Annotated in this window: 17 protein-coding genes; 3 read left to right on the top strand and 14 right to left on the bottom strand. The window is 62.3% G+C overall.

Going from position 1 to position 17,700, the window contains the following annotated elements; all coding sequences use genetic code 11:
* Nucleotides 1–194 precede the first annotated feature (194 nt).
* The 8 genes from MHY87_RS05615 to MHY87_RS05580 form a co-directional block, all read right to left on the bottom strand.
* The gene (locus MHY87_RS05615; RefSeq protein WP_239350705.1) at nt 195–1,742 is read right to left on the bottom strand and encodes an MFS transporter; all 1,548 of its coding nucleotides are present in this window, start codon (nt 1,740–1,742) and stop codon (nt 195–197) included.
* 106 nt (nt 1,743–1,848) lie between these two features.
* Nucleotides 1,849–2,163: a hypothetical protein gene (locus MHY87_RS05610; RefSeq protein ID WP_239350247.1), complete on the bottom strand. Its 315-nt coding sequence runs from the start codon at nt 2,161–2,163 to the stop codon at nt 1,849–1,851.
* A gap of 11 nt (nt 2,164–2,174) precedes the next feature.
* Nucleotides 2,175–2,495: a hypothetical protein gene (locus tag MHY87_RS05605; RefSeq protein WP_239350245.1), complete on the bottom strand. Its 321-nt coding sequence runs from the start codon at nt 2,493–2,495 to the stop codon at nt 2,175–2,177.
* 26 nt (nt 2,496–2,521) lie between these two features.
* The gene (locus MHY87_RS05600) at nt 2,522–3,172 is read right to left on the bottom strand and encodes a L,D-transpeptidase (RefSeq protein ID WP_239350243.1); all 651 of its coding nucleotides are present in this window, start codon (nt 3,170–3,172) and stop codon (nt 2,522–2,524) included.
* Nucleotides 3,173–3,268: 96 nt separating this feature from the next.
* Nucleotides 3,269–5,524: a glycine--tRNA ligase subunit beta gene (gene glyS, locus MHY87_RS05595; RefSeq protein WP_239350241.1), complete on the bottom strand. Its 2,256-nt coding sequence runs from the start codon at nt 5,522–5,524 to the stop codon at nt 3,269–3,271.
* Nucleotides 5,525–5,534: 10 nt separating this feature from the next.
* Nucleotides 5,535–5,963, bottom strand: coding sequence for an endonuclease domain-containing protein (locus MHY87_RS05590; RefSeq protein WP_239350239.1), 429 nt, complete (start codon nt 5,961–5,963; stop codon nt 5,535–5,537).
* Between the two features lie 78 nt (nt 5,964–6,041).
* A complete protein-coding gene (locus MHY87_RS05585; protein WP_239350237.1) occupies nt 6,042–6,968 on the bottom strand; it encodes a glycine--tRNA ligase subunit alpha in 927 nt (308 codons plus the stop codon).
* A 187-nt stretch (nt 6,969–7,155) separates the two neighbouring features.
* Nucleotides 7,156–8,040, bottom strand: coding sequence for a S49 family peptidase (locus MHY87_RS05580; RefSeq protein WP_239350235.1), 885 nt, complete (start codon nt 8,038–8,040; stop codon nt 7,156–7,158).
* Between the two features lie 161 nt (nt 8,041–8,201).
* Here MHY87_RS05580 and MHY87_RS05575 point away from each other — a divergent pair, with 161 nt between their 5' ends.
* Nucleotides 8,202–8,522, top strand: coding sequence for a hypothetical protein (locus MHY87_RS05575; protein ID WP_239350233.1), 321 nt, complete (start codon nt 8,202–8,204; stop codon nt 8,520–8,522).
* A 29-nt stretch (nt 8,523–8,551) separates the two neighbouring features.
* On the opposite strand, the gene MHY87_RS05570 is transcribed toward MHY87_RS05575, so the two are convergent.
* Nucleotides 8,552–9,292, bottom strand: coding sequence for a tRNA1(Val) (adenine(37)-N6)-methyltransferase (locus MHY87_RS05570; RefSeq protein ID WP_239350231.1), 741 nt, complete (start codon nt 9,290–9,292; stop codon nt 8,552–8,554).
* A 4-nt stretch (nt 9,293–9,296) separates the two neighbouring features.
* Entirely contained in the window at nt 9,297–9,521 is a 225-nt protein-coding gene (locus MHY87_RS05565; RefSeq protein WP_239350229.1) for a DUF2007 domain-containing protein, read from the bottom strand.
* A 113-nt stretch (nt 9,522–9,634) separates the two neighbouring features.
* On the opposite strand from MHY87_RS05565, the gene MHY87_RS05560 reads away from it, so the two are divergent.
* Nucleotides 9,635–10,654: a polyprenyl synthetase family protein gene (locus tag MHY87_RS05560; RefSeq protein ID WP_239350227.1), complete on the top strand. Its 1,020-nt coding sequence runs from the start codon at nt 9,635–9,637 to the stop codon at nt 10,652–10,654.
* A 359-nt stretch (nt 10,655–11,013) separates the two neighbouring features.
* A complete protein-coding gene (locus MHY87_RS05555) occupies nt 11,014–11,817 on the top strand; it encodes a MetQ/NlpA family ABC transporter substrate-binding protein (RefSeq protein WP_239350225.1) in 804 nt (267 codons plus the stop codon).
* An 81-nt stretch (nt 11,818–11,898) separates the two neighbouring features.
* On the opposite strand, the gene MHY87_RS05550 is transcribed toward MHY87_RS05555, so the two are convergent.
* From MHY87_RS05550 to MHY87_RS05535, 4 genes are all read right to left on the bottom strand, one after another.
* Entirely contained in the window at nt 11,899–12,792 is an 894-nt protein-coding gene (locus tag MHY87_RS05550) for a hypothetical protein (protein WP_239350223.1), read from the bottom strand.
* 106 nt (nt 12,793–12,898) lie between these two features.
* A complete protein-coding gene (locus MHY87_RS05545) occupies nt 12,899–13,771 on the bottom strand; it encodes a 4-(cytidine 5'-diphospho)-2-C-methyl-D-erythritol kinase (RefSeq protein ID WP_239350221.1) in 873 nt (290 codons plus the stop codon).
* Between the two features lie 99 nt (nt 13,772–13,870).
* Nucleotides 13,871–15,667 carry a tetratricopeptide repeat protein gene (locus MHY87_RS05540; RefSeq protein ID WP_370644845.1) on the bottom strand — a complete coding sequence of 599 codons (1,797 nt, stop codon included), beginning with the start codon at nt 15,665–15,667 and terminating at the stop codon, nt 13,871–13,873.
* A gap of 267 nt (nt 15,668–15,934) precedes the next feature.
* Nucleotides 15,935–17,599, bottom strand: a complete 1,665-nt coding sequence (locus tag MHY87_RS05535) for an electron transfer flavoprotein-ubiquinone oxidoreductase (RefSeq protein ID WP_239350219.1) — start codon at nt 17,597–17,599, stop codon at nt 15,935–15,937.
* Between the last annotated feature and the right edge of the window lie 101 nt (nt 17,600–17,700).

Genomic DNA, 17,700 nt, shown 5'->3' with positions numbered 1-17,700 from the left:
CAGGTGTTGGCTTGGAACATATGGAACCGAAACGCAAGCTGAACAGCCAAGGTTCCTTCGTTACAAAACAAGGCGAAAGGCTAGTCAATTGGTAGGACTGGTACCGTCACCGTTAGATCTGGTTCCGGCTACGTTCTTCGAGCCTCATAGAGAGATTTCAGGCGAGGCTGGCTTTGGAGTATTTCGAGCGGCGCTCAGCGATGCATCGTCGCGTTCACATCGAAAGGAGCACTTGAATAGATCCTGCGGGCAAGCGCGGCCAGACAAAGCAGCGTGACCGAGGCGAGCGCACAACAGACCGCAAAACCCAACGAGAAGCCGCTCCGCGCCACCTCCAACCATGCGGGCGGGGTTTCGCCCATCGCCTTGGCCGTTTCGACCGCACCCGCGAGCGTCGTGGAAACGGCCAGCTGTTGGGCTGCGTTCAGCCCACTCAAGTCTACACCGTCCATCGTCATGCGATAGACAAGGGTTCCAAGACTTCCGAGAACAGCGACGCCAAGCGCTCCCCCGAACTCCGCGCTCGTCTCGGAGATTGCGGAGGCCGAACCTGCCTGCTCGGGTGGGGCTGTCCCTACAATCAGGCCTGTTGTGGTGAGAATGACCGGCACGAAACCGAGACCGACCAGCATACTTGCACCCAGAACGCCGACCAGGCTCTCGGCATAGGCAGCGGCCGCCATCGCAGATACGCCGACAGCATTGACGAGCAGACCCAGGAGGACAGTCCTGACCGGCCCAAGCCGGGTCGTAAATCGATGCGATTGAAACGACATGATCGTGAAGACAAGTGCGGACGGCACAGACCACAGGGCCGCTTCGAGCGGCGACAGGTCAAGAACCAGTTGCAGAAACAGGTTCTGAAACAGGAACACGCCAAACACGAAAAACACGCCGGCCAAATTGACGATCAGCGAGGCGGTGAAAGCGGGGATGCGAAACAGGCGCAGGTCGATCAACGGATGCGCGAGGCTTTTCTGGCGGCGCACGAACAGCACGCCGACCAGCAGGCCGGCCGCGATTGCGAACAGCTGACGCGGCGCGAAGCCATCCACTGCCATATGCTTGAAGCCATAGATGATCGGCAGCACGGTTCCGAGCGACAATGCCACGCTGAGAAGATCGAGCCTTTCGCCACCCTCGTTCTTGTATTCAGGCAAAAGGAAGGGAGCGGCAATCAGCAGCGCCAGCATGATCGGAATGTTGATCAGAAAGACCGATCCCCAATGAAAATATTGCAGCATCACCCCGCCGAGCAACGGGCCCACCAGGCCGCCCAGGGCGAAGGCGGTGCCCCAGATGCTGATCGCCCGGTTCCGCTCGGCCTCGTCCTTAAAGAGGTTGACGACCAGGGACAGGGTCGACGGAGCAATGGTTGCGCCGGCGATCCCAAGCACCGCGCGAGCCATGATGAGCTGCTGGGCCGTGCTTGAAAACGCGGCCAGTGCAGACGCCGCGGCGAAAGCAGAAGCACCGATGAGCAGCACGCGCCGACGGCCGACCCGATCGCCAAGCGTGCCCATCGTCACGAGAAAGCCCGCGACCATGAAGCCGTAGATGTCGTTGATCCAGAGAAGTTCCGACGCCGACGGGTCAAGATCCGCAACGATGGCGGGCATCGCCAGAAACAGAACCGACAGGTCCATCGAATAGATCAGACAAGCAATCGACAGAACGCAGAGCCCGATCCACTCGCGGCGTCCGGCAAGCGGCTGGTCTTGAACTGCTGCCTGTTCTTTCATGAACCGACTTTCGTCTTTGCAAGGGCCGCTAGTTACACACCCTCGCGAGGATTCGGCAACCCGAAGATCATGATCTTCAAGTCCCGGATGAGGCACTCTGCCTGCTTCAGCGGCGGGTCAGCAGCCAGGCAAAGAAAGCCGTGCCAATGAGGATGAAGGCGCTGGCGGGATAGGCATAGACCCGCCAGCCTTTCAGCAGGAAACCGAATTGCAGGCCATGGACGGCAAAGAGCAACGCAAAGAACAAAGCCCAGAGCACCGGAAAGCCGATGAAGATGATGCCAAGTTCCTTCCCACCATGAGCGCCCGAGCCAAACACGCCATACTGGCCGAGAATTTCGGCTCCGTTCCAGGCGGCCGATCCGCTGATCGCGGCATAGACGAGCGTGACGACGAGAAGCCCGAGGAGATCGACAATCATGGGGCTGGTTTTCAGAGAAGAAAGAACACGAAATAGACGGCAAAAATCGCGAGGAAGATCACAGGCGCGATGAGGCAAATCCAGCGTGTCTCGAATAAGGGAAGCAGTGCGCCCTTACGCGTTGCCAGCAGAAGCGCGAAGGTGATGAACCAGAAGAGCGGATGATAGACGAGAACGGCCTCGAGCCCCCGCGTGAAACCGCAATCGATGGCCGGGCCAGAGCAGGTATCGATGAGGCGGAGCGCCCAATCGGCGGCGACCCAGGATGCGGCGCCCGAGACGACTGCATAAAACAAAACGATGCCGGCGGTTCTGAAAAGAGCGCCCAGCATCGTTCTGAAATCCTGATAAGCGTGTCTTAGACGCGGTAGCGGCCGTTGCGCTTCACGTAGACCGTGGTGCCGACGGGAACGCGCTCGTAGAGATCGACCACGTCTTCATTGAGCATGCGCACGCAGCCAGAAGAGAGCTGCTCGCCGATGCTCCAAGGCTCGTTGGTGCCGTGGATGCGGAACAGGATGTCCGCGCCGTTCTGATAGAGATAGAGGGCGCGCGCGCCGAGCGGATTGTCGAGACCAGCCTCGCGGTGCTCCGGCAGATCCGGATTGATGCCCTTCATGGTCTTGGTGGGGCGCCAGGACGGCCACACGCCCTTGCGGCCGACGGATGCGATGCCCTTCCAGGAGAAGCCTTGCTTGCCGACGCCGACGCCGTAGCGGATCGCCTTCTTGTCGGGCTGCACGAGATAAAGCAGGCGCTCGTCGATATCGACCACGATGGAGCCGGGCTTCTCGGGGCCTTCGTAATTCACCGTCTGGCGGGCGAATTTCGCATCCATGCGGCTGCGGTCGACGAGCGGAACATCGAACGGCTTGTCGGGCATGGAGCCGATGTACCAAGCCGCATCCTCAGAGGCCGAAGCCTCGACGGTCGGGGCGGGCTGCTGGGCGGTCTGGCAGGCGGTGAGAGCGGCGCAGAGAGCTGCGCCGAGAAGCAGGCGACGGATCATTGAGAATCTACCGAGAAAGGTGTTGCCGCCTACGTAGAACTACGAGGGGCCTTTGGCTGTGCCCCTCGTGCAACACCTTAATGGGAATTAACTCTATTACCCTTCGATCCGGGAGAAATCGGCCACCGTGCGGGTCGCTTCGCGGATGCTGTTGAGCAAACGCAGGCGATTGGCGCGAAGGGCTGGATCGTCCGCATTGACGGTCACTTTGTCGAAAAATGCATCCACAGGCTGGCGCAGACGGGACAAAGCCCGCATCGCACCCTCGAAATCTTCCGATTCGATGGCTTTCTGCGCCTCGTCCTTCGCCCCGTGGAGAATGACTGCGAGAGCCTTCTCCTCGATCTGCCCCTGAGCATTCACGATTTCGAGATCGGGCGCCTCGTCATAGGCACGCCCGTCCTTCTTCTCCTCGATGCGCAGGATGTTCGCCGCGCGGCGATACCCGGCGAGCAGGTTCGCGCCGTCCTCGGTGTCGAGGAAACGCCCAAGCGCCTCGACGCGGCGGACGGCCATGAGCAGGTCGTCCTGGCCTTCGAGCGCGAACACGGCGTCGATGAGATCGTGGCGCGCCCCCTGGTCGCGGAGATAGACCTTCAGGCGATCGGCGAAGAAGGAGAGGAGGTCGAGCGCGCGCATATACATGATGCGCGCCAGCTCCTCGGCGTTTTTCAATTGTCGCTGACGGAAGATCGCTTCGAGATCCGGAAGTGCTGGATGCGACACGAGCGATCCAAGTGCGCTACCTTCGATAGACTCGACAAGCTTCTTAACCTGCAGGAACTCCTCGAAGAGAACGTCCTTGGCATCCCGCGCGAAGGGCTTAGCGAGCAGAGAGATCAACGGCAGCTTAATGTTGTTCTCGAGCACCAACCTAATCACACCCAACGCCGCACGACGCAGCGCGTAAGGATCCTTCGATCCCGTCGGCTTCTCGTCGATGGCCCAGAAGCCGACGAGCGTATCGATCTTGTCTGCAAGCGCGACAGCCACCGATACCGGATCGGTCGGCACGCGGTCGGATGGGCCGAGCGGCTTGTAGTGTTCTTCGATGGCGGCGGCGACGGAAGCGTTCTCACCCTGCAACGTCGCGTAATAACGGCCCATGAGGCCTTGCAGCTCGGGGAACTCGCCGACCATCTCGGTGACGAGATCGGCTTTCGCGAGGCGCGCGGCGCGCTCAGCCAAGGCGGGATCGGCGCCGACGATAGGCGCGAGTTCTTTCGCGAGCGCTGCGATACGCTCCACGCGCTCGAACTGCGTGCCGAGCTTTTCGTGGAAGACGATGTTCTTGAGCTTGTCGAGGCGGTCTTCCAGCTTCACCTTCTGGTCCGTCTCCCAGAAGAACTTAGCGTCGGAGAGACGCGCGCGCACCACGCGCTCGTTGCCGCTCACGATCGTCTTGCCGCCATCGCTCGCGACGAGGTTCGACGTGAGCAGGAATTTGTTGGCGAGCTTGCCCGTCTTCGGATCGCGCAGCACGAAGCATTTCTGGTTCGCGCGGATGGTGGTGCGGATCACTTCCGGCGGAATGTCCAAGAAGGCTTCATCGAACGAGCCCATGAGCACCACGGGCCATTCCACGAGTCCGGCCACTTCTTCGAGCAGGCCTTCGTCCTCGACGAGTTCGAGGCCTTGCGCGAAAGCGAGATCCTTCGCGTCGTGCAGGATCATGTCCTTGCGGCGATCCGCATCGAGCACGACCTTCGCGCGCTCCAAAGCGGGCACGTAATCGTCGAAGCGTTTCACGCGGATCGGGCCGGGAGCCATGAAGCGGTGGCCGTAAGTCACATCGCCCGATGCAATGCCATCGACCTCGAAGCGCACCACTTCCGGATCTTCCGTCTCAGGCCCGAACGTGCAGAGGATCGATTGCAGCGGACGTACCCAGCGGAGTGAACCAGCTTCCGCGGAAGCCGCACCCCAGCGCATGGATTTCGGCCACGGGAAGGTCTTGATGATCTGCGGCAGGATCTCGGCCAGCACATCCGTCGTGGCGCGGCCCGGCTTCTCGATGAGGGCGACGTAGAACTCGCCCTTCTTCGGATCGCTTTCGATCTTCGCCTGATCGAGCGAGGTGAGCCCTGCGCCTTTCAGGAAGCCCTGGATCGCCGCATCGGGAGAACCGACGCGCGGACCCTTGCGCTCCTCGCGCACGTCCTGGCCCTTCACGGGCAGGCCCATGATGGTGAGCGCGAGACGGCGCGGCGTCGCGAAAGCCTGCGCGCCCTCATAGAGGAAGCCGCGCTCCACCAGCGCATCGGTGACAAGCTTCTTCAAATCCTCCGCCGCACGGCGCTGCATGCGGGCGGGGATTTCTTCGGAAAACAGTTCAAGCAGAAGATCGGGCATGGTGCGTTCTCTACCCTCCCCTTGAGGGGGAGGGTCGGCCGTCAGGCCGGGGTGGGGTGGGAAGCGCAGCGGCTTCCGATTGAGGCGAGCCATAAAGGCCCGCGTAAATGGTGTCGAGAACGCCGGGCATGTTCTCGGTCAATTCAGCATTCCAGAACCGGATGACACGATAGCCTTCGCTTTCGAGCCATCGGGTGCGGCGTTCGTCCTTGATGGCAACATCGTCTTGGGAGTGATGACCGCCGTCGAGTTCGATGAGAAGGCGTGCTTTCAGGCACGCGAAATCGGCAACATAGGGACCGACCGGCACCTGCCGTCTGAAGTGACTTCCGTAAACGGGGATGTTCTTCAGCGCGCGCCAGAGAACTTGCTCCGGCTCGGTGGCATTCGAGCGAAGCTGCTTTGCTCTTTCACGTCTGAAGCGATCAATGTTCGACATGACTGGTTTTCTGCTGTGGTGCCACCCCGCCCCGGCCTGCGGCCGACCCTCCCCCTCAAGGGGAGGGTAAGAGGCGTATCAAGCAGCCATGCCCCCGCCCTCGGTCTTCAGCCACGCAACGCCGCAGGCTTTCACCAATTCGCGGATGCGCAGAATGTAGCTCTGGCGCTCGGTGACGGAGATCACACCGCGCGCATCGAGCAGGTTGAAGAGGTGACCAGCCTTGAGCGCCTGATCGTAAGCAGGCAGCACCATGAGGTGACGCTCACCCGCCTCGCCCGCCGCCAGATATTTCTGGCTTGCGGCTTCCGCATCGCGGAAGAGGCGGAAGAGCATGTCGGTGTCCGAATGCTCGAAGTTGTGGCGCGAATATTCCTGCTCCGCCTGCAGAAAGACCTCGCGGTACGTGACTTTCTGATCGCCTTCGAGACCGTTGAAGTTGAGATCGTAGATCGACTCCACGCCCTGCAGATACATGGCGAGGCGCTCGAGGCCGTAGGTCAACTCACCGGCCACCGGCGCGCATTCGATGCCGGCCACCTGCTGAAAGTAAGTGAACTGCGACACTTCCATGCCGTCGCACCAGCATTCCCAGCCGAGGCCCCAGGCGCCGAGCGTCGGGTTCTCCCAATCGTCCTCGACGAAGCGGATGTCGTGGACGGATGTGTCAATTCCGATGGCCTGCAGGGACTTGATGTAGAGGTCCTGCAGGTTCGGCGGGTTCGGCTTCAGGATCACCTGGAACTGGTAATAATGCTGAAGGCGGTTCGGGTTCTCGCCGTAGCGTCCGTCCTTCGGGCGGCGGGAGGGCTGCACATAGGCCGCGCGCCAGGGTTTCGGGCCGAGAGCCCGCAGAGCCGTCGCCGGATGAGAGGTGCCTGCGCCCACTTCCATGTCGTAGGGCTGGAGAATGACGCAGCCCTGTTCGGCCCAATAGCGCTGGAGCGTGAGGATCAGGCCCTGGAAAGAGCGCGCAGGGTTCATGTGCGCGGGTTCGCTGGTCATGAAGAGCGTCCGGTCTTTGAAAAACTGAAGCGAACCCTTGGGATGATGGGGGCCTCAAGTCAAGCGTCGGGGAGTAACCGGTGTCATTCCCGGCTGGAGCGCAGCGGAAGGGAAGGGAATCCACGAACGAGCGCTGCGCTATGGATCCCCTTCCCTCGCCTCCGGCTCGCCGGGGATGACACGAACCTTACAATCCCAATCGCGCCCAGGCCGCCCTCTCCTCCAGCGCTCCCACCACCTCGGCGGGGTCGATGAGGCCGCCACCGGTCACGGCCCGGCGGCCGATGAGGCGGGCGATGAGCGGCGGACGGGCGGGCTCGATCATGCGGAACTGCACGTTCTCGCCGAAGCGCTGGCGTAAGGTGGAGCGAATGTCGCCGAGGCCGTCGACGAGGCCGAGATCCACCGCTTCCGCCCCGACCCAGAAGGCTCCGGAGAAAAGATCCTCATAGGAATCATTGAGCTTCTCGCCGCGGCGGGACTTTACGAGATCCACGAAAACCTCGTGGATCTTGCGCTGAAGGCCTTTCAGGCGCGCCACGTCCTCAGGGTTTTCCGGCCGGAACGGATCGAGCATCGCCTTGTTCTCGCCCGCCGTGTGCACGCGCCGCTCCACGCCGATGCGGGTGAGCAGTTCCTGGAAGCCGAAGCCTGCTGACACCACGCCGATGGAGCCCACGATGGAGGACGGATCGGCATAAATCTCGTCCGCCGCGCAGGCGATCATGTAGCCGCCGGAGGCCGCCGCATCTTCCACGAAGGCGAGAACCGGGACCTTCTTTTCCTCCGACAGGCTGCGGATGCGCTTGAAGATCAGGTGCGACTGGGCCGCCGATCCGCCAGGGGAATTGACGACGATGGCGACGGCCTTCGCGCCCGGAACGGAAAAGGCCCGCTCCAGCATCGCGGCGACGTTCGACATGGCGAGACCTGAGCGGAAAGGCATGACGGCGCCTATCGCGCCGGACAGGCGCAACACCGGCACGATGGGATGCGAATAGCTGCGATACCGGCTTGGCAGAAGGAATTGCAGGCGGGCCGGAAGCAGGGAGGAGAGAAATGTCTGAGCCATGGCCCTCATGTAGTGCGCATGGCGGAGCTTCCCAAGATGAACATACCGTTAGGGAAAGTTTCGGCCTTCGTTCAGTTAAGGGCGTTTAAAGATTCAGCATGGATAACATCCATGCCCACACGCCGCCTCGGCCATCGTCGAGCGGCCAAGGAGAAATTGACATGCGCAAGCTGCTTATCGGTCTTCTCGGTTTCGCCACCCTTGGCTTTGGTGCCTTTGTCGCTCCCCAGGCCGAGGCTCAGCCTTATTACGGCTATCGCCGTCCGGCGGTAGAATACCGTGCCGGCCCCGTCCTGGTGCGCCATGAATATGGCCGCCCGCACTATAACCGCCGCGTCTACCGCCCTGCCCCGGCTTATCGCCCGGTTCGCGCCGTGCGCCGCTGCTGGGTCGAGCCCCGCCGGGTTTGGAACGGCTACACCTGGGTCCGCCGTGGCGTCGAGGTCTGCCGCACGGGCCCGCGGCCCGGCTACCGCTACTGATCGGAAAAGGGCGCCTCTGGCGCCCTTTTTCATAGGAGATCGGCCTGTCCCTGATGCAGGGCCTGAGCCTCGGGCGTGAAGCGCCCATCCGGCCCGTTGAGGATCAGCGGCGGCAGGATCTGCAGGGGGGCGCGGCTGCCCTTGGTGCCGGAGATGAGGACACGGATGGCAGGCTTGTCGGCGCTGGGATGAACGAAGCGAAGCGCGATTCCACCCAAGGGCCCGTTCAATCCCTCAAGGCATTCGGCCATCTTATCGGCCCGGTGAATCAGGACGAGCCGCCCCTTGGGCTTGAGCAGGCTCAAACAGGTCCTGAGCCAGGCCTCCAGCCCTCCCGAGGGAAGCGCATGGGCCGCCGCCCTGCCCCGGTCCGGAGAGATTCGCGCCTGCCCCTCCTCCAGGAAAGGCGGGTTCGTCAGCACCACATCCGCCGATTCAGGATGCAGGCCCGCTGCATGCCGCGAGCCCTTATCCAGAAGGTCGACCACGAAGATTTCGGCCTCGACCCCATTCGCCCGGCAGTTCCGGCGGCACAGTTCGGCAAGGTCCGGGTCGCGCTCCACGAAGGCGAGATGCGCCCCCTTCTCCCGGGCGGCCACCATGAGCCCGACCGCGCCGGTGGCGGCACCGACATCCAGCACCCTGTCCCCAGCTTTCGCGGGAGCGGCCGCCGCCAGAAGCACCGCATCCGTGCCCGCCCGGTGCCCCTTGGCGGGCTGAACCAGGGAGACGCGCCCTCCCAGCAAACAATCTTCCGTGATCTCACTCATAATATCAGCCTTGGCGCAGCTCGCCTTCGAGACCGGCATCGCGGATCAGCTGGCGGGCTTCCACCTCATCGCCGTTGGGCACCAGAAGCCTTCGCGGAAAGGCCCCGATCATCCCTTCCATGGCGCTCACATGCATATCCGCCACGAGAACTGGGATATTGGCGTTCTCCAATAAGGATTGTAGGAAACCGATCAGAACGAGATCGTTGGTGCGGACGATTTCGACCATCGGCTGGCTACCTTTCCTCTGCGGCAAGCGTTTGCATTGCAACATGGAAAGTGCCATGCCACATGACTGAATATTCCTACCGGCCATGACGGTCGGCAACCCGGGTTTGAGACGTGGGCGTCGTCGTTCCATTCGAAGAGAAGCATCCCGACAAGAACGCGGGCATCGAGAAGCTCGTCTCTCTTGTGACCGCCGATATGGAGCGGGTCAATGCGATGATCCTGTCGCGGACCGGCTCCGACGTGACGATGATCCCCGAGGTGGCGAACCACCTCATCTCTTCGGGCGGCAAGCGCCTTCGCCCCATGCTGACGCTCGCGACCGCAGGTCTCTCCGAATACCAGGGCGACGGGCATGTGAAGCTCGCCGCCGCCGTCGAGTTCATGCACACGGCCACCCTCCTCCACGACGACGTGGTGGACGAGAGCGACATGCGCCGGGGCAAGATCGCCGCCCGCATCAAGTGGGGCAACGAGGCGAGCGTGCTGGTGGGCGACTTCCTGCTGGGCCAGGCCTTCCGCATGATGGTGGAAGTGGGCTCGCTGCGCGCCCTCGACATTCTCTCAGCCGCCGCCACCGTGATCGCCGAAGGCGAGGTAATGCAGCTTGCCGCTGCAAAGAACACCGAGACCACGGAAGACGAATATCTCGCGGTCATTCGCGGTAAGACGGCGGAACTCTTCGCAGCTGCCTGCGAGGTCGGCCCCGTCATTGCCAACCGCTCGAAGGCGGAACAGAACGCCTGCCGCTCCTACGGCATGAATCTCGGCATTGCCTTCCAGCTTGTCGACGATGTGCTCGATTACGGCGGCAAGGCCGCGACGCTGGGCAAGAACGTGGGCGACGACTTCCGCGAGGGGAAGATTACCCTCCCCGTCGTCCTCTCCTTCCGCCGCGGCACGGACGAGGAGCGTGCCTTCTGGAAGCGCGTGCTCGAACAGGGCGATATCCAGGACGGCGATCTCGAGCAGGCGATTGCCATCATGCGCCGCCACAAGGCGCTGGAGGACACCGTCGAGCGCGCCCGCCATTACGGCTCCATGGCTCGCGACGCACTCGCCCTCTTCCCGTCGAGCCCGATGAAGCAGGCTTTGCTCGAGACGGTCGATTTCTGCATCGCCCGTGCATATTGAGCATAGCAGGTTCGTTCTTTTTACAGAACATATCGGTTGACATAAAATCCGGCCCGTATAAAAAGGTCCTTGTCTTGAGGCAATCAACACCGCCTCAAGGCCGCGGTGATTTGAGACGAGCAGCTTGCCCCGCGTGATCAAAGGCTAAAGCGCCACGAGCGGCTTCCGCCTCGTGGTTCACGAGGAACGATGAGGCTATGACGCAAGCGATCTCCACCATGACACTCATGTCGAGACATCAGCCGTTCCTGGCTGAACGCTGTCGTCGCTTCCACGCCTGATCTTTCTCTCTCTTAACCCGAACCACATGTCCGGCTTCAATTTGAAGCCCGGACGAACTTTGCCTGAAAGGTACTCCCATGTCCGTTTTCACCCGTCGCACCATCCTGTCCGCGACCATCGCAATCGCTGCTCTCACCGCAGCGCTGCCCGCCGCCGCTCAGCAGAAGAGCATCAAGGTCGGCGTCATGTCAGGCGCAGAGGAAGAGGTGGCGCAAGTCGTCAAGAAAGTCGCCGCCACCAAGGGCCTAGACGTTCAGCTCGTGCCCTTCTCCGATTATGCTCTCGTGAACGAGGCGTTGGACCGTAAGGACCTTGATGCCAACGCGTTCCAGCACAAGCCCTATCTCGACGCGCAGATCGCGGCGCGCGGATACAAGATCGCTCCCGTGGGCTTCACCTTCGTGCAGCCGATCGGTCTTTATTCGAAGAAGGTGAAAGCCGTCGCAGACTTGCCCAAGGGCGCGAAGGTCGGCATCCCGAACGATCCGAGCAATGGCGGTCGCGCGCTCAACCTGCTTGCCGCACAAGGCATCATCAAGCTGAAGGACGGCAAGGGCCTGTCGCCGAGCCTGCTCGACATTGCTGAGAACCCGAAGAACGTGCAGTTCTCCGAGCTCGACGCGGCGCAGCTCCCCCGCGCCCTGCCCGATCTCGATGCGGCCGTGATCAACACCGACCATGCGATCAACGGCGGCCTCGACATCCGCAAGGACACGATTGCGGTGGAGAAGCGCGAGGGCAATCCTTATGCGAACTTCGTCGCCGCCCGTCAGGGCGACGACCGCGCGGAGATCAAGACCTTCGTGCAATCCTACCAATCGCCTGAAGTCGCGAAATTCCTGGACGAGCGCTTCAAGGGCGCGATCATCCCGGCCTGGTAAGAACTAAGCCTCAACTCAAAAACGAAAAGCCGGACCATCTTCAGGATGGTCCGGCTTTTCGTTTGTCTCATCGCCTGCAATTCAGGCGGCAGCGGGGCCTTCGAGTTTCCGCAGCAACCGCGCCGCCCTCACGCGCAATTGCAGATCTGCGTCGCTAGACGCGATGGATTCCCCTTCCGGCGGAGGCTCGAGACCATCCGCGAACTCGATCAGTTTGGCCTGCAGCGCATGATCTTCGAAGCCGAGGCGTTCAGCCGCGAACACCGCATCGTAGCGGACCCATGGATGCGAATCCGCGAAGCCTCTATCGAGGAAAGCGCGCACATCGAGCAGCGGATTCTCGCGCAAGCCCATGAAGCGCACAGCCGTGTAGGCAACGCGGCGCACGTGGAAGCTCTCCTCATTGGCTGCGCATTGCTCGATCAGCGGAATGGCGAAACCGAGCTTCTGCTTCGCGATCTGCGATGCGAGCTGAAAAATCCGCACAGGCATGATGATGGAGGACGAGGCGAGATCGTCGATCTCTTCGAGAATAGCGAGCGTATCGTCCGGCGCAGAGGAAGCTGCGAACAGGGACTTCAGCACGGCGGCCGCGATGAAGCATGCCGCCGTCACCAGCATCAAACCTGTTTCATGCAGGCCGAAAGCCGTGAAGCCCGCGCGTCCCGTCACGATGGCGGCAAGCCCGAAGAACAGCAGGTAGAAAATGCCCACCACAACGGTCTGGATCGCGACCGTGACGAGCGCCTGACGAACCAACTTGCCCACGCTCGATGTGGAGATGGCATAGGACCACAGCGCCTTGCGCTCGATCACATAGGCACCGGCGAAGATCACCCCGCCCACGGGGACGATCCAGTAGGACAATTGCCGAGCGCCCGCATAAGCAACGCAGATGAGACCTGCGAGCCCGAGAAGCTTCGGAAGATGCGCGCGCCAGCCGCCCGTGATGACCAGCGTCTCGTCGGAGTCCAAGGTCGCCCCCTTGTGAAAAGAGAGCGCAACTTAATTACATATCTTAATCGATACAATCGTTTTTAAGAGGTTTTTTTATAACGCGATCCTCTTAATCCGGCGGAGCCTATCGCAGCTCCGTCGCCTCGACCCACCATTCGGACCGATGATCCAGCACGAAACGGGCCGCGTGCTCCGCGCGTGCAGCATCCTCATAGAGTCCGAAGACCGTTGCACCCGAACCTGACATGCGGGCCAAGCGGCAGGCTTCGGTTCGTGAGACCAGATCGAGCGCATCGCCGATTTCCGGCTGCACCCTGAGAGCAGGTAGCTGAAGATCGTTGCGGGCCGCTTCGAGAATTTGCAGAACAGCATCGGAGGATGCCGTATCGACGGCAGGGTGAGCGATGCCCTGCATGGCCTGACCCGGCTGCAAGTCAAGCGCCTTGAACACAGCAGGCGTTTCGACGGGCATGCGCGGGTTGACCAGCACAGCAAAGAGCGGCGGTAGTGCCAGGGCAGGCCCAAGCTCCTCCCCGATGCCGCACATCATGCGGGCATGCGGTTCAAGACAGACAGGCACATCCGCACCCGTGAGCCGCGCCGCTTCACGAACAGCGGGATGTGAAAGCGGCAAATCATTGAGCTGGGCGAGCAGCCTCAAAGCGGACGCCGCATCCGATGAGCCTCCGCCGATTCCGGCAGCGACGGGCAAGCGCTTGACGAGATGGAAGGCGCCGAGCCTGAGCCCCTCCACGCGCTCCGCGAGAAGACGCGCGGCCCTCAGCACGAGATTGTCCGCATCGTTTCCAGCCAGCGCCGCAGTCGGTCCGCTCACCTGCAAGGAAAGCTTAGGTCCTGGAATAAGCTGAAGATCGTCGCCCACGCCCGCAAAGGCCACGAGGCTTTCAAGCTCGTGATAGCCGTCCGCCCGCCGCCCCAGAACATGGAGCGTCAGGTTGATCTTGGCGGGCGCGCGGGTGGAGAGGGGTTGAGGCATATCCCCTCCATGCCCGAGAGACGGGTGGATTGGAAGAGCGGCACCGCAAAACAAAATGGCCGGGAAGGACCCGGCCATTTCCAAAAAAGTGTCCTACTCTCAACCGCCGTTCTGAGCGGCCGGAGCCACCGGAGCAGGCGCGTTCTCGGCGGCTGCGGGCTTCGGGTCATCCTCCAGACCGTTGTCGATCTTCTTGAGGATCTTCACGAGGTCTTCCGGCTCGGGGTTCGAGTTCTTGGCGTGATCCCACTGGAATTTCGCCTCGAGCTTGCGGCCCACTCTCCAGTACGCATCGCCCAGGTGATCGTTGATCGTCGGGTCGCCGGCCTTCAGCTCCACCGCCTTTTCGAGTTCGCGCACGGCGTCGTCGTAGCGGCCCAGGCGGTAATAGGCCCAGCCGAGGGAATCGATAATCATGCCGTCGCGGGGGGCAAGCTCCACGGCCTTCGTCAGCATCTTGAACGCTTCGTCGATGTTCTCGTGCCGGTCGACCCAGGAATAGGCGAGATAGTTCATCACCTGCGCCTTGCCGGCCGGCAGGGTGTCGGGCACCAGCTCCAGGGACTTCTTGAGATCGGCTTCGGCCTTGTCCCACTGCTTCGCGCGCTCATAGGACGTGCCGCGATAGAAGAAGAGAATCCAGTGGCCGCGCTGGGGCGCACCGACGAGCTGGATCGCCTTGCCGTAGGTCTCGGCGGCCTCCGCGAACTTCTTGCGCGAGCGCTGCACGTTGCCGAGCGCCATGACCACTTCCACGTCCTCCGGGCGCTCCTTCATGAGCTTCTCGAGATAGGCCATGGCCTCCTCGCCGCGCTCCATCTGCTCGTAGTTCTGGCCGATGGAGATGTCGGCGTTCGTACGCACAGCCGAATCCTTCGGCACGCGATTGAAGGCCTCGTTGGCCTGATCATACTGCTTCAGGCGCTCGTAGACGTCGCCGAGCGTGATGAGGGCCAGAGGATGATCCGGCTTCAGGTCGAGACCGAGCTGGAGGTAGATGGTGGCCGTCAGCTCGTCGCCCTGGGAATTCCCCACCACGCCGAGGCCGTAGAGAAGCTCGGCCGCGCCGTCCTGGGCGTTGGTCACGAGCGGCATGAGGGGCTTGCCCTCTTCCAGCGCCGTCAAAGCGGCCTTCACGATGGGATGGCGCGGGGCGAGCTCATCGAAAGCCTTGTAGACGGCAATCGCCTCGTCCTTCTTGCCGCGCTTGGCAAGGAAGCGGCCATAGGCATCCACCACCTGAAGCGTGTTCTTCTCGCCTTCATAGGCAGCCTTGAAGCGCTTCTCGGCTTCCGCAGCATTGCCGACCACATCGGCGATCAAGGCCGCATGGTATTCGCGGAACTGCTTGAACGGATCGTTGCCAGGCTGGCCGCGGAGCTTGTCCGCCGTCGCGAGCGCCTGCTTACCGTCCTTGGCTCCGGCATAGGCCCAGGCCGTCAGAAGCGTCGCGGTGAGATCCGCCTGGCGACTGCGGGCGCTCTTGGCGAGGCGTGCGCGCGCATCGCCGTATTTCTGCGCCTTCAGGGAGCGGACCGCGAGGGCGAACTGGGCGAGGTTGTTGGACGAATCACGCGCCGAGAGGCGTTCGGCGGCCCGATAGGCCTCCTGCATGGAGCCGCTGGCGAGGAACACCACGAAACCGCGCTCCAGAAGCTCCTGATTGCCGGGATCTTCCTGGATGGCCTCACGGAAATAGACGGACGCCGCATGCGTATCGCGGGCGGAGCCCGCCACATAGGCGGAGAGGAAGTTGCCCTCCAGGCTCTGGGCGGGCCTCACGGCCTCTTTCGGGTCGGGGGTGACCGCGAAGGCCGGCGAAGCCAGAAGGCCGGCCGTCATCAGCACGAGTGCAGGCAAACCCTTACGGGCCAAAGGCAATTTGAACGTGGGCACGAAGCGCGGCTCCAATCATCGCGACATCTCAAGGTAGGACATATAGGGAGATGTGCGCCAAATCAGGCCGGAGAATGGCGTTTCCCTCTGGCGGTCGCAAGGGGAAGATTGCCGCTCCCCGCGTAAAAGCCTCGTGAGATTGAATAAATCAGGAAGCAGTCATCCCGGGCTGCAGAGCAGAACCCGGGATCGTAGGACAAGAATGGCGCCTTATTCTGAAAACGATCCCGGATCGGCTACGCCGTCCGGGAGGACGCCCTGGCTCACTTACATATTCACGTAATTCGGCCCGCCGGCACCCTCGGGGGTGGTCCAATTGATGTTCTGGTTCGGGTCCTTGATGTCGCAGGTTTTGCAGTGGACGCAGTTCTGGGCGTTGATCTGGAACCGGGCACCGCCCTCGCCTTCCACCCATTCATAGACGCCTGCCGGGCAGTAGCGCTGCGAGGGGCCGCCATAGACATCGTGCTCGGAGGCTTTCTGCAAGCCCATGTCCTTGACCTTGAGATGGACCGGCTGGTCCTCCTCGTGATTGGTGTTGGACAGGAACACCGAGGAGAGTTTGTCGAAGGTGAGCACGCCGTCGGGACGGTCGTACTTGATCGGCTTCACGGACGAGAGCGGCAGCAGGCATTCGTGGTCCGGCTTACCGTGCTTCATGGTGCCGAAGGGCGACCAGCCGAAAATCTCGGTAAGCCACATGTCGAGACCGCCGAGCGCCACGCCCACGGCCGTGCCGTATTTCGACCAGAGCGGCTTCACGTTGCGCACGCGCTCGAGGTCGTAGCCGATGGGCGAGGAGCGCCATGCTTCCTCGTAAGACGACACCTCGTCGTTGGCGCGGCCTGCCTGCAATGCCTCGAACACGTGATCGGCGCAGAGCATGCCCGAGAGAACCGCGTTGTGGCTGCCCTTGATGCGCGGCACGTTCACAAAGCCCGCCGAGTCGCCCACAAGGCAACCGCCGGGGAACGAGAGGCGCGGCACGGATTGCCAGCCGCCCTCCATGATGGCGCGCGCGCCATAGCCGATGCGCTTGGCGCCCTCGAACACGTCGCGCACCATCGGATGCGTCTTGAAGCGCTGGAATTCGTCGAAGGGCGACAGGGTCGGGTTCTTGTAATTGAGGTGAACCACGAAGCCGACGGACACGAGGTTGTCGTCGAAATGATAGAGCCAGGAGCCGCCGCCCGCATTGTTCGGCAGAGGCCAGCCCATGGAATGGCGCACGAGGCCCGGCCTGAAATTCTCGGGCTTCACCTGCCAGAGTTCCTTGATGCCGATGCCGTATTTCTGGTGATCGCGGCCCTCGTTGAGACCGTAGCGCTCCACCATCTGCTTGGTGAGCGAGCCGCGCGCGCCCTCGCCGAAGATCGTGTACTTGGCGCGAAGCTCCATGCCGCGGGTGAAGTTGGCATTGGGCTCGCCGTTGCGGCTGATGCCCATGTCGCCGGTGGCGACGCCCACCACCTTGCCGTCCTCGATCAGCACTTCGGCCGCCGGGAAGCCTGGATAGATCTCGACACCCAGTTCCTCCGCCTTGCGGCCGAGATAGCGGGCGACGTTACCGAGCGAACCCACGAAGTTGCCGTGGTTGTTCATGAGCTTGGGCATGAACACGTTGGGCATCTTCACGCCGCCCGCATGGCCCAGATACATGAACTCGTCCGCCGTTACTTCAGTCTTGAGCGGACGGTCGGGATCGTTGCGCCATTCCGGCAGCAGGGCATCGAGGCCGATCGGGTCGATCACCGCGCCGGATAGGATGTGAGCGCCGACCTCGGAGCCCTTCTCCACCACCACGACGGAAATATCCGCGCCCTTGTCAGTCGCCTGCTGCTTGAGGCGGATCGCCGTCGCCAAGCCCGCAGGGCCGGCGCCGACGACAACGACGTCGAACTCCATGGATTCACGGGCGGGCAGATCGGACATGAGCGCTCTCTCCTGTACGCGACTTGAGGACCAGATGGTTTACATATGAACAATATGGCGAAGTTCTCAAGGGCAGACTAGTTTGGAATTGTCCTAGCTTC

It is taken from the genome of Microvirga sp. ACRRW, from assembly GCF_022346925.1.
Taxonomy (GTDB): Bacteria; Pseudomonadota; Alphaproteobacteria; order Rhizobiales; family Beijerinckiaceae; genus Microvirga.
The sequence above is the reverse complement of the archived record's forward strand: the minus strand, read 5'-3'. Positions and strand labels throughout refer to the sequence as shown.